Consider the following 12289-nt stretch of genomic DNA (forward strand, 5'->3'; position numbering starts at 1 on the left):
GGGTGCCGTCCGGGGCGTCGAAACCCCGGACGGCACCGGGTTCACCGGGCCGTCGGCCACGGCCCGGCCGCTGTTTACGGGAAGGTCACCTTCCAGCCGTTGATCCGGCCGGTGTCCTGGGCCGCCTTGTCCTGGACCTTCAACGTCCAGGTGCCGTCGGCCGGTTCGGCGGAGGCGTTCACCACGTAGGTGTCGTCCACGTCGTCCGCCGAGTCGGAGGGACTGGTGTCCTTCAGGCGGTAGGAGGTGCCCGAGGGGCCGAGCAGGTCGATCACCAGGTCACCGCGCCAGGTGTGGGTGATGTCCACCGTGACCCGCAGGTTGGCCGGCGCGTTCCCGCCCCGGCCCGCGACCGTGATGGCCGAGGTGACGGCGGGCCCGTTGTCCGGGATCGCCACCTGCGTGGTGCTCTCGTACGACGTGCCGGTCTCGCCGCCGGGCCGGGTGCCGACCCCGACGCCCGCCCACGCGTCCTGCACCGCCGTGTACTCCGGGCTGTCCGTGCCGTACAGCTCCCCGGCGGCGGCCAGGGTGCCGGTGCGGGCGGCCTTGTAGTTGGTGGTGGAGGTCCACTTGGTGGTCAGCGCCCGGTACCAGATCTGGAGCGCCTTGTCCCGGCCGATGCCGGTGACCGGGAGGCCGTCGGCGGTGGGGGAGTCGTAGCTCACGCCGTCGACGACCTTGGCGCCGCTGCCCTCGCTCAGCAGGTAGAAGAAGTGGTTCGCCGGGCCCGACGAGTAGTGCACGTCGATCCCGCCGAGACCGGAGTACCAACTGTCCTTCGACGCACCGTCCTTGCTCGGCTTGTCCATGTAACGCAGCGGGGTGCCGTCGCCGTTGATGTCGATCTTCTCGCCGATGAGGTAGTCACCGGGGTCGGAGGCGTTGGCCGCGAAGAACTCCACACCCGTGCCGAAGATGTCGGAGGTCGCCTCGTTCAACCCGCCCGACTCACCGGAGTAGTTGAGCCCGGCCGTGTTCGACGTGACGCCGTGGCTCATCTCGTGACCGGCCACGTCGAGGGCGGTCAGCGGGTCGGCGTTGTTCGCGCCGTCGCCGTAGGTCATGCAGAAGCAGGAGTCGCTCCAGAAGGCGTTGATGTACGCATTCCCGTAGTGCACACGGGAGTAGGCGCCCACGCCGTCGTTCTTGATGCCGGTGCGGCCGAACGTGTCCTTGTAGAAGTCCCAGGTGACCGCCGCCCCGTAGTGCGCGTCCGCGCCCGCCGTCGCCGCGTCGGAGATCGTGCCGTTGCCCCAGGTGTCGGAGGACTGGGAGAACAGGGTGCCGGTGCCGGAGGAGCCCCGGTTCAGGTTGTACGTCTTGTGGCCGCCGCGCGCGCCGTCGGTGAGCGTGTACGACGAACCCGACTGGGTGGTGGTGAGCGGGACCTGGCCGCTGTACTGGGTGTTGCCGACGCCGGTCTCTATGCCCTGGTACTCGTACAGCTTCTTGCCGGTGGCCGCGTCGGTGATCACGTGCAGCTCGTTGGGGGTGCCGTCGTCCTGAAGGCCGCCGACGACCGTCTCGTAGGCGAGCACGGGCTTGCCGGAGGCGGCCCAGATCACCTTGCGCACGCGGTCGGCGGCGGACTTGGTGCCGCCCAGGGTCTTCGCGCGGCTCACGGCCTGCTTCTCGGCGGCGGCCTTCGTGATCTCGGGGGTGAGACCGGCGACCTTGAGGGTGGCGCCGGTGGCCCGGATGACGCGCTTCGTCGCGCCCGACTTCGTGGTGTCCACGATCAAGTCGCCGCCGAGCACGGGGAGTCCGGCGTAGGTGCGCTCGTAGCGGGTGTGCGTGGTGCCGTCGCCGTCCTTGATCACGTCGCGGACGGCCAGCTTCTCCTTGGCGCCGAGCCCGATGGAACGGGCGGTGGCGGCCGTGCCGGTGTCGGCGTGGCGGATCAGCTCGGTGCGCTGGGAGGGGGTGAGCCGTACCGCCGTGTGCGCGGGGTCGGCCTTGCGGGGATGCGGGGCGGCCGGGGCGGCGCTCGCCACACCCGACTGGACGGCGGCGGCCAGCAGGGCGGCGACACCGGCGAGGGCGACGACGGCGGTACGGCGGGGGGAGGGGGCGGGACGTCTGCGGGAGGAACTGCTGCTCAACACTGACTCCTTCTGCGCGGCCGCCGGTCGTGCGGCCAGGGGAGACCGGACGTTGGTCGAGCGCCCGGGCAGAACAGGGCTGTGCGCGGAACCTGTACGCGTGCGGGGGCCGGCCCACGTGGTGCGCCACGAGAGCTGTGGGGCTGCTGTGAGCCGGTGCGACAAGGTTGTCAGGCGAGCGGGACGGCTGTCATGACCGCATCGAAAACTTGGCCGGAATGGGCTTCGTGGCGGGGGGCTCGGGGTGGGGCGCTCGGGGTGGGGGCGGGTCGGCGGGTCGGCGAGCCGCGCCCGCGCCGGTCAGCGGTCCGCCAGGCTCTCCCGCCAGGCCCGGTGCAGGTCCGCGAACCTGCCCGTTCCCTCGATCAGCGACTTGGGCTCGCCGTCCTCCACGATGCGGCCGTTCTCCATCACCAGCACCCGGTCCGCGATCTCGACCGTGGAGAGCCGGTGGGCGATGACCACGGCGGTGCGGCCCTGGAGGACGGTCGCCATCGCCCGCTGCACCGCGCGCTCGCCGGGGATGTCCAGCGAGCTGGTCGCCTCGTCCAGGATCAGGACCGCCCGCGCGAAGGAGACCAGTTGGCGCTGCCCGGCCGAAATACGGCCCCCGCGCTTGCGGACGTCGGTGTCGTAGCCCTCGGGGAGGCTGCTGATGAACTCGTGGGCGCCGATCGCCTTCGCCGCGCGCTCGACGGCGGCGCGGTCGGCGTCGGGGCGGCCGATGGCGATGTTGTCCGCGATCGTGCCGGAGAACAGGAAGGACTCCTGGGTCACCATCACGACCGCGCACCGCAGTTCGGGCGTGGACAGCTCACGCAGGTCCACCCCGTCGAGCGAGACCCGGCCGCCGGAGGGGTCGTAGAAGCGGGCGACCAGCTTGGCGAGGGTGGACTTGCCCGCGCCGGTCGAGCCGACGACGGCCACCGTCTGGCCGGCCGGGATCGTGAGGTCGAAGCGGGGCAGCACCTCGCCGCCGGTGCGGTAGCCGAAGCCGACCCCCGCGAAGACGACCTCGCGGCCGGTGAACCCGTCCCGCACCGGCGGGAGTTCACGCGGCGACTCCGGCTCGGGCACCGACGGCGTCTGGGCCAGCAGTCCGGCGATCTTCTCCAGTGAAGCCGCCGCCGCCTGATAGGAGTTGAGGAACATGCCGAGCCGGTCGATCGGGTCGTACAGCCGCCGCAGATACAGCACCGCCGCCGCGAGCACCCCGAGCGCGAGCGAGCCGGTGGCCACCCGGTAGGCGCCCCACAGCACGATCGCCGCGACCGTGGTGTTGGCGACAAGCCGGGAGCCGGTCACGTAACGGGCCATCTCCAGCAGGGTGTCGCCGTTGCGCCGCTCGTAACTCCGGTTCAGCACACCGAAACCGGCGTCGTTCGCGTCCTCGCGGCGGAAGGCGCGCACCGGGCGGATGCCGTTCATCGTCTCCACGAACTTGACGATCACCGAGGCCATCGCCGTCGAACGCGCCCGGTACGCCCGCCCCGCGCGCCGCTGGTAGATCCGCACCAGCACGTACAGCGGGGCGAACGAGCCCACCGCGACCGCGCCGAGGCCGAGGTCCAGCCACAGCAGCAGGGCCGCGATGTAGACGAACGACAGCACCACGCTGACCAGTTCCTGCAAGCCCTCGTCGAGGAGTTCGCGCAAGGCCTCCACGTCCGCCGTGGCGCGGGAGATCAGCCGGCCTGAGGTGTACCGCTCGTGGAAGTCGACGCTCAGCGCCTGCGCATGCCGGAAGATACGGCCGCGCAGGTCCAGCAGCCCCTCCTGGCTGACCCGCGCGGACGCCTCCGTGAAGGCGAACTGGAAGCCGCCGGAGCCGAGCGCGCACAGCGCGTACCCCACCGCGACGGCGAGCAGCGGCCCGTGGTCGTGCCGCCCGAGCGCGGGGACGGCGGTGTCGATGGCGTACGCCACCAGCAGCGGGCCGGTCTGCGCGGCCGCCTGCTGGAGGAGCAGCAGGAGGACGGCGAGGGCGACGCGGCCCTTCATGGGGGCGAGGAGCGAGCGCAGCAGGGCGCCGGTGGCGCCGTCCGGGGCGGGCAGGACGTCACGGTCGAAGGGGTCGCCGGCCGGGGCGTCGGAGGGCGGACCGTCCGCGTGCGGGGCGGACCCGGGTTCCGGCAGGTCGTCGCCCGTGCCGGGCGCGGCGGACGCGGTCGTCGTCATCGGCGGTCCTCGGGGGCGTGGGGGGCATCAGGGGTGGACTCGCCCGACATCAGCCGGGCGTACTCGGCGTTCGTGCGCAGCAGTTCGCGGTGTGTGCCGACGGCGGTGATCCGGCCGCCGGAGAGCAGCGCGACCCGGTCGGCCAGCAGCACCGTGGAGGGGCGGTGGGCCACGATCAGCGCGGTGGTGTCCGCGAGGACCTGCCGCAGCGCCGCCTCCACGGCCGCCTCCGTGTGCACGTCCAGCGCGGAGAGCGGGTCGTCCAGGACCAGGAACTCCGGGCGCCCGACGACCGCGCGGGCCAGCGCCAGCCGCTGCCGCTGGCCGCCGGAGAGGCTCAGCCCCTGCTCGCCGACCCGGGTGCCGGGGCCCTCGGGCAGCTCGTAGGCGAAGTCGGCGCGGGCCACCGCGAGCGCCCGGTCCAGGTCCGTACGGTCCGCGTCCTTGCCCGCGCCCATCAGCACGTTCTCGGCGACGCTCGCGGAGAACAGCGTCGGCTCCTCGAAGGCGACGGCCACCCGGGCGCGCAGCTCCGCGCGGGACATCGCGGTGATGTCGGTGCCGTCCAGGGTGATCCGGCCGTGGGTCACCTCGTACAGCCTCGGGACGAGCGCCGTGAGCGTCGTCTTGCCGCTGCCGGTGGCCCCGACCAGCGCCATCGACTCGCCGCGCCGGATGTGCAGATCGACCCCGGCCAGGAGGGGAGGGGAGCCGGGCGGCACGTCGGGGTGCCGGAAGCAGACGCCCTCGAACCGCAGGCCGTCCGCCGCCAAGTCCGAGCGGAGAGCGTGGGGTTGGGGCGCGTCCGCGGCGTCCTCCGGCGACTCGTCCATCACCTCGAAGTACCGCTCCGTCGCCGTCGCCGCCTCCTGGGTCATCGCCAGCAGGAAGCCGATGGACTCCACCGGCCAGCGCAGCGCCAGCGCGGTGCTGAGGAACGCCACCAGCGTGCCCGCCGACAGGCCGCCGTCCGCCACCCGCAGCGCGCCCAGGACCAGCGCCGCGCCGATCGCCAGCTCGGGCAGCGTCATGATGACCGCCCAGATGGCCGCGAGCAGCCGCGCCTTGCGCAGCTCGGTGTCGCGCAGCGCGACCGCCAGCTCCCGGAAGGCGCGGGCCTGGCTGTGGTGGCGCCCGAAGCCCTTGACCACCCGGATGCCGAGCACGCTCTCCTCGACCAGCGTCGTCAGATCGCCCACCTGGTCCTGGGCGCGCCGCGACGCCAGCGCGTACCGCCGCTCCACGACCACACAGGTGGCCAGCACCGGCACGGCCGGCCCGAGGACGACCAGGCCCAGCTGCCAGTCCTGCACCAGCATGATCACCACACCGGCGGTGATGGTCACCGAGTTGACGATCAGGAACGTCAGCGGGAAGGCGAGGAACATCCGCAGCAGCATGAGGTCGGAGGTGCCCCGGGAGAGCAACTGGCCCGAGGGCCAGCGGTCGTGGAAGGACACCGGCAGCCGCTGGAGGCGCCCGTAGAGCGCGGCCCGCAGATTCGCCTCCACCCGCGACAGCGGCCGTGCCACCAGCCACCGCCGCAGCCCGAACAGCAGCGCCTCGGCGACCCCGAGCAGCAGCAGCCACAGCGCGCCGCGCCACACCCCCGCCGGGTCGCGATGGGCCACCGGACCGTCCACCAGCCACTTCAGCACGAGCGGGATGACCAGACCGGTGCAGGAGGCGACGACCGCCACGACGACGGCGGTGCCCAGCCGGGCCCGCGCGGGCCGGACGTACGGCCACAGCCGCAGCAGGGTGCGCACGGTGGAGCGCCGGATCTCGGGGTGCGTGTGTGGAGTGGCCATCATCGCGAGCGTACGGACGCGGACCGCCGCGGCCCACCGGGTTTTTACCGGACCCGTATCCGTCCCCGGTCCTACGACCAGCGGGTTTACGGGAAAGCGCACGGAGGTCGTAGCCCAGGATCAACCGATCGGATGATGCCGTTTCCAGCGCGACGGCCGATGCGGCGGGCACCTTCCGCCCGCGAATCTCGGAGCATGGCATCCGTCATCGAAGTCACCGACCTGCGCAAGTCCTACGGCGGCCGCGCCGTCGTGGACGGCATCTCCTTCACGGTCGAGGAGGGCGAGATCTTCGGCGTCCTCGGCCCCAACGGCGCCGGCAAGACCACCACCGTGGAGTGCGTGGAGGGGCTGCGCGTCCCCGACGCGGGGCGCGTCCGCGTCACCGGGCTCGACCCCGTCGCCGACCACGCCGAGGTCGCCCGCGTCCTCGGCGCCCAGCTCCAGCAGAGCGAGCTCCAGCCCAAACTCACCGTGCGCGAGGCACTAGAGCTCTACGCCTCCTTCTACCCGGCCCCGGCCGACTGGCGGACCCTGGCCGAACGCCTCGGTCTCACCGGCAAGTTGAGCACCCGCTTCGCCAAGCTCTCCGGCGGACAACGGCAGCGGCTGTTCATCGCGCTCGCGCTGATCGGCGGCCCGCGCGTCGTCGTCCTGGACGAGCTGACCACCGGGCTCGACCCGCGCGCCCGCCGGGACACCTGGCAGCTCATCGAGGAGGTCCGCGCGAGCGGGGTCACCGTCCTGCTCGTCACCCACTTCATGGAGGAGGCCCAGCGCCTCTGCGACCGCATCGCGGTGATCGACAAGGGCCGGGTGGCCGCCCTCGACACCCCCGCCGGACTCATCCGCCGCTCGGCCGGCGCGACCGTCATCGGCTTCACCCCGTCCGCCCCGCTGGACGACGCCGACCTCTCCGCCCTCCCCGGCCTCGCCTCCGTCGCGCACAAGGACGGCCGGATCACGCTCTCCGGCACCGACGAGACGGTCGACGCCGTCCTCACCCTGCTCGCCCGGCACCGCGTCACCGCCCACCAGCTGCGCGTGGCCGACGCCACCCTCGACGACGCGTTCCTGGACCTCACCAAGGAGGCCGCCCTGTGAACACCGCCATCCTCGACACCGCCGTGCTGCGCACCGAGTTCCGCCTCTTCCGCCGCGAACCCGGCGCCGTCTTCTGGATCCTGCTGTTCCCCACCCTGCTGCTGGTGATCCTCGGCTCGATCCCCAGCTTCCGCGCCAGCGACGACGGGCTCGGCGGACAGCGGCTGATCGACGTCTACGTGCCCGTCGCCGTCCTCATCGCCCTGATCATGGCCGGGGTCCAGTCGATGCCCCAGGCCCTCACCGGCTACCGCGAGCGCGGCATCCTGCGCCGCATGTCCACCACCCCCGTACGACCCGCGGCCCTGCTGACCGCCCAGATGACCGTGCAGGGCGCGGCCGCGCTGTGCTCGGCGCTGCTCGCGCTCGCCGTCGGCCGCGTCGGCTTCGGCGTACGGCTGCCCGGGCAGCCCCTCGGCTATCTGCTCGCCCTCGCCCTCGCGGCCCTGGCCGCCCTCGCGCTCGGCTCGCTCGTCGCCGCGCTGTCCGCCACCACGAGGATCGCCGGGGCGATCGGCACCATGGTGTTCTTCCCGATGATGTTCTGCGCCGGACTGTGGGTGCCCGTGCAGTCCATGCCGCACACCCTCGCGCGGATCGTCGGTCTCACCCCCTTCGGCGCCGCCGCCCGCGCGCTCGGCGAGGCCGCCACCGGGCACTGGCCCGGCTGGGAGCACCTCGGCGTGCTCGCGGTCTGGACCGTCCTGCTCACCTCGGCGGCCGCCCGCTGGTTCCGCTGGGAGTGAGCACGGCCGTGCCCGACACTGAGGGGATGACACAGGCGGCGGAGCACGACCGGCGGGCCTTCTTCGACACCTGGGGGCCCTACGCCCTGCTCGCCGTCGGGGTGCTGACGGCGGCCGGGTCGGCCCGGCTCGTCGGCATGGACCGGGCCGACCTGTACGTCTCCGGCGTGCTCGTGGTGTTCGGTCTCCTCCTGCAACTGGCCTGGGGGCGCGTCGACCGCGGCCGGCCGGGGCCGAGCCGCACCGGGGCGGCCTTCTACTTCGCGCGGTGGGCCAACGGGTTCGTCCTGACCTGGCTCAACCCGTTCTTCGCCTTCTACGCCGTCACCGGGTACTACAACGGGGCGCGCCGGCTGCCGCCCCGGCTGGTGATGCCCGGCCTGTGCCTGACCGCCCTCACCATGGCGGGCAGCGAGGTCGGCGGCATGCCGCCGCGCGGACTCGTGCTCTGGCTGGGCCTCGTGGTGGTGTTCGGGGTCAACGTCGGTCTGGTCGCCCTCTTCACCCGGTTCAACCAGCAGGAGGAGGCCCGCGTCCGCGAGCAGGCCGACACCATCGCCGAACTGGAGCGCACCAACACCGCGTTGCAACAGGCGCTGGACGAGAACGCGGCCCTTCACGCCCAACTCCTCGTGCAGGCACGGGAAGCGGGGGTCGCCGACGAGCGGCGCAGGCTCGCCGCCGAGATCCACGACACCATCGCCCAGGGGCTGACCGGCATCATCGCCCAGCTCCAAGTCGTGTCCAACGCCAAGGACTTGCCGACCGCCCGCACCCACCTGGAGCGTGCCTCCGCACTCGCCCGGCACAGCCTCGGCGAGGCCCGCCGCTCGGTGCACAACCTGACGCCCGTCGCCCTCGCCGCCGACGGACTCCCCGAGGCGCTGAAGAAGACGGTCACCGAGTGGGGCGAACGCACCGGCGTCCGCGTCGAGTTCACCGTCACCGGCACCGCAGAACAGCTCCACGAGGAGGTCGCGGCGACCCTGCTGCGCATCGCCCAGGAAGCCCTGTCCAACGCGGCCCGGCACGCCCGCGCCCAGCGTCTCGGCGCCACCCTCTCCTTCATGGGGGACGAGGTCGTCCTCGACATCCGCGACGACGGCACCGGCTTCGACCCGGCCGGCCTGCCGCCCCGCACCCGTACCGGAGGCTTCGGCCTGGACGGCATGCGGGCCCGCGCCGAACGCATCGCGGGCACCCTCACCGTCGAGTCAGAGCCGGGCCACGGCACGGCCGTCTCGGCTCGCGTACCGTTGGTGCGCGATGACCGCTGACACCCCGATCACCCTGCTCGTCGTGGACGACCACCCCGTCGTACGCGACGGCCTGAGCGCCATGTTCGCCTCCGCGCCCGGCTTCACCGTGCTCGGCGAGGCGGCCGACGGCGTCGAGGCGGTCGAACGCGTCGCCGCCCTGGACCCGGACGTGGTCCTGATGGACCTGCGGATGCCCGGCGGCTCCGGCGTCGACGCCATCCGCGAGCTGACCCGGCGCGGCGCCCGCGCCAAGGTCCTCGTCCTCACCACCTACGACACCGACTCCGACACCCTCCCGGCCATCGAGGCGGGCGCCACCGGCTACCTCCTCAAGGACGCCCCGCGCGACGAGCTGTTCACCGGTGTCCGCGCCGCCGCCGAGGGCCGCACCGTGCTCTCCCCGGCCGTCGCCTCCCGCCTCGTCTCGGCGGTCCGCGCGCCCGCCGCCCCCGGCAAGGAACCGCTGTCCGCCCGCGAACGCGAGGTCCTCGCCCTGGTCGCCCGGGGCACCTCCAACCGCGAGATCGCCCGCGAACTCTTCATCAGCGAGGCGACCGTGAAGACCCACCTCACCCACCTCTACACCAAGCTCGGCGTCAAGGACCGCGCGGCGGCGGTCGCGGCGGCGTACGAGCGGGGCATCCTCGGGTAGAGCCTCAACAGGCCGTGCCCGTAAGGGATTTCAGAGCGCCCGCAGCAGCACCACCGACCGTGCCGGAAGCGTGATCTCCGTCCCCGCCGGATGCACCGCGCCCGGCGCACCGGTCTGCTCCTCCAGCGAGGTGTCGACCACCACCTCGTACGACCGCGCCCACGGCGCCCCCGGCAGCGTGAAGCCCACCGGCTCCCCGCCCGCGTGCAGCACGGCGAGGAAGCTGTCGTCCAGGACCGGAGCGCCCCGTTCGTCGCGCCCCGGGATGTCCCGGCCGGACAGATACATGCCGAGCGTGGCCGCCGGGGCGTACCAGTCGCCCTCCGTCATCTCCTTGCCCCGCGCGGTGAACCAGGCCAGGTCCCGCAGCCCGTCCGCCGAATGCGCGCGCCCGGAGAAGAAGGCGCTGCGGCGCAGCACCGGGTGCCGGTGGCGGAGCGCGATCAGCCGCGCGGTGAGGTCGAACAGCGGGCGCCACTCCGGGTCGTCCTTCAGCGACCAGTCCACCCAACTGGTCGCGTTGTCCTGACAGTAGGCGTTGTTGTTGCCGCCCTGCGTGCGCCCGAACTCGTCCCCGGCGACCAGCATCGGCACCCCCGTGGACAGCAGGAGCGTGGTCAGCAGGTTCCTCAACTGCCGTCTGCGCAGGGCCCGTACGTCCTCGTCGGCCGTCTCGCCCTCCGCCCCGCAGTTCCAGGAGCGGTTGTCGTGCGTGCCGTCGCGGCTGTCCTCGCCGTTGGCCTCGTTGTGCTTGTGCTCGTACGACACCAGGTCGCGCAGGGTGAACCCGTCGTGCGCGGTGATGAAGTCGACCGAGGCGTACGGGCGGCGGCCACCCCAGGCGTACAGGTCGCTGGAGCCGGAGAGCCGGTAGCCCATCTCCCGTACGTCCGGCAGCGCGTGGCGCCAGAAGTCGCGCACGGTGTCGCGGTAGCGGTCGTTCCACTCGGTCCACAGCGGCGGGAAGGCGCCCACCTGGTAGCCGCCCGAGCCCACGTCCCACGGCTCCGCGATCAGCTTGACCCGGCGCAGCACGGGGTCCTGCGCGATGACCGCGAGGAACGGCGAGAGCATGTCCACGTCGTGCATCGAGCGGGCCAGCGCGGCCGCGAGGTCGAAGCGGAAGCCGTCCACGCCCATCTCGGTGACCCAGTAGCGCAGCGAGTCGGTGATCAGGCGCAGCACCTGGGGGCGGACCACGTGCAGGGTGTTGCCGCAGCCGGTGTAGTCGGCGTAGCGGCGCGCGTCCTGCTGGAGGCGGTAGTAACCCCGGTTGTCGATGCCCTTCAGGGACAGTGTGGGGCCCAACTCTCCTGCTTCGGCGGTGTGGTTGTAGACCACGTCGAGGATCACCTCGATGCCGGCCGCGTGCAGCGCGCGCACCATCCGCTTGAACTCGCCGACCTGCTGTCCCGCCGTACCGGAGGCGGAGTAGGCGGCGTGCGGGGCGAAGTAGCCGATGGAGTTGTAGCCCCAGTAGTTGGTCAGGTCCCGGCGCAGCAGATGGTCCTCGTGCGCGAACTGGTGGACCGGCAGCAACTCGACCGCCGTCACGCCCAGTCGGGTCAGGTGCTCGATCGCGGCCGGGTGCGCGAGCCCGGCGTAGGTGCCGCGCAGCTCCTCCGGGACGCCCGGGTGCAGCTTGGTGAAGCCCTTGACGTGCAGCTCGTAGATGACCGAGTCCGCCCACGGGGTCTTCGGGCGGCGGTCGTCGGACCAGTCGTCGTCATCGTGCACGACCACGCCCTTGGGCACGAAGGGCGCCGAGTCCCGCTCGTCGCGCACGGTGTCCGCGACCCGCTGGTCCGGCCAGTCCCGGACATGGCCGTACACCTCCGGCGGCAGCGTGAACTCCCCGTCCACCGCGCGGGCGTACGGGTCGAGCAGCAGCTTCGCCGGGTTCCAGCGGGCGCCGGTCCAGGCGTCCCAGCGGCCCTCCACCCGGTAGCCGTACCGGGTGCCCGGCAGCACGCCCGGCACGAAGCCGTGCCAGATCTCGTGCGTCAGCTCGGTCAGCCGTACCTGCGTCTCGCGGTCCCGCTCGTCGAACAGACAGAGCCGGACCGCCTCCGCCCCGCCCGCCCACAGCGCGAAGTTGGTGCCCGCCACCCCGTCCGGACCGGTGCGGAACCGGGCCCCCAGCGGGGTCGACGACCCCGGCCACACCGGCGGGGCCGGCGGCCCCGCGCGATGGCCCCCGCGCACCACGGCGGGCACCGGGCCGCCCTGTGCGGGCGGCTGTCCGGCCCGCGCCCGCCGCTCGGCTGCGCTCGTCACCAGTCGGCCCCTCTTTCACGGCTCGGTCCCGGGGCGCGCACGGCCGTACCGGGCGGCCTGCCGCGTCCCGGGGCCCTCCCGCAGTGCCCGGTGCCGGGCGATGTCCGCGGCGGCGGCCTCGCGCACGAGGGCCTTCATCGACGTACCGCGCTCCTTG

General features: G+C 73.0%; 8 protein-coding genes. 4 read left to right on the top strand and 4 right to left on the bottom strand.

The window, feature by feature from the left end; all coding sequences use genetic code 11:
• Positions 1 to 74: 74 nt before the first annotated feature.
• The 3 genes from AB0898_RS04800 to AB0898_RS04810 all read right to left on the bottom strand — a co-directional run bounded on the left by AB0898_RS04800 (position 75) and on the right by AB0898_RS04810 (position 6094).
• Positions 75 to 2105, bottom strand: a complete 2031-nt coding sequence (locus AB0898_RS04800; RefSeq protein WP_366801355.1) for a M4 family metallopeptidase — start codon at positions 2103 to 2105, stop codon at positions 75 to 77.
• Between the two features lie 300 nt (positions 2106 to 2405).
• Positions 2406 to 4283, bottom strand: a complete 1878-nt coding sequence (locus tag AB0898_RS04805; RefSeq protein WP_366801356.1) for an ABC transporter ATP-binding protein — start codon at positions 4281 to 4283, stop codon at positions 2406 to 2408.
• Positions 4280 to 6094: an ABC transporter ATP-binding protein gene (locus tag AB0898_RS04810; protein ID WP_366801357.1), complete on the bottom strand. Its 1815-nt coding sequence runs from the start codon at positions 6092 to 6094 to the stop codon at positions 4280 to 4282. Before AB0898_RS04810 ends, AB0898_RS04805 begins: the two co-directional genes overlap by 4 nt.
• Positions 6095 to 6289: 195 nt before the next feature.
• Here AB0898_RS04810 and AB0898_RS04815 point away from each other — a divergent pair, with 195 nt between their 5' ends.
• From AB0898_RS04815 to AB0898_RS04830, 4 genes are read left to right on the top strand one after another with little or no spacing between them, the layout of a single operon-like run.
• Complete coding sequence (locus AB0898_RS04815) at positions 6290 to 7198, top strand: ABC transporter ATP-binding protein (RefSeq protein ID WP_366801358.1); 909 nt, start codon at positions 6290 to 6292, stop codon at positions 7196 to 7198.
• On the top strand, positions 7195 to 7944 hold the full coding sequence (locus AB0898_RS04820) for an ABC transporter permease (RefSeq protein ID WP_366801359.1): 750 nt from the start codon (positions 7195 to 7197) through the stop codon (positions 7942 to 7944). Before AB0898_RS04815 ends, AB0898_RS04820 begins: the two co-directional genes overlap by 4 nt.
• Before the next feature lie 26 nt (positions 7945 to 7970).
• Positions 7971 to 9221 carry a sensor histidine kinase gene (locus AB0898_RS04825; protein WP_366801360.1) on the top strand — a complete coding sequence of 417 codons (1251 nt, stop codon included), beginning with the start codon at positions 7971 to 7973 and terminating at the stop codon, positions 9219 to 9221.
• A complete protein-coding gene (locus AB0898_RS04830; RefSeq protein WP_366801361.1) occupies positions 9211 to 9855 on the top strand; it encodes a response regulator transcription factor in 645 nt (214 codons plus the stop codon). The genes AB0898_RS04825 and AB0898_RS04830 overlap by 11 nt, the downstream gene beginning before the upstream one ends.
• Before the next feature lie 30 nt (positions 9856 to 9885).
• Here the strand turns inward: AB0898_RS04830 and glgX are convergent, their stop codons facing one another.
• On the bottom strand, positions 9886 to 12132 hold the full coding sequence (glgX, locus tag AB0898_RS04835; RefSeq protein WP_366801362.1) for a glycogen debranching protein GlgX: 2247 nt from the start codon (positions 12130 to 12132) through the stop codon (positions 9886 to 9888).
• Positions 12133 to 12289: the final 157 nt, after the last annotated feature.

Origin of the sequence: Streptomyces sp. NPDC005435 (assembly GCF_040703155.1) — a bacterium.
GTDB lineage: Bacteria > Actinomycetota > Actinomycetes > Streptomycetales > Streptomycetaceae > Streptomyces.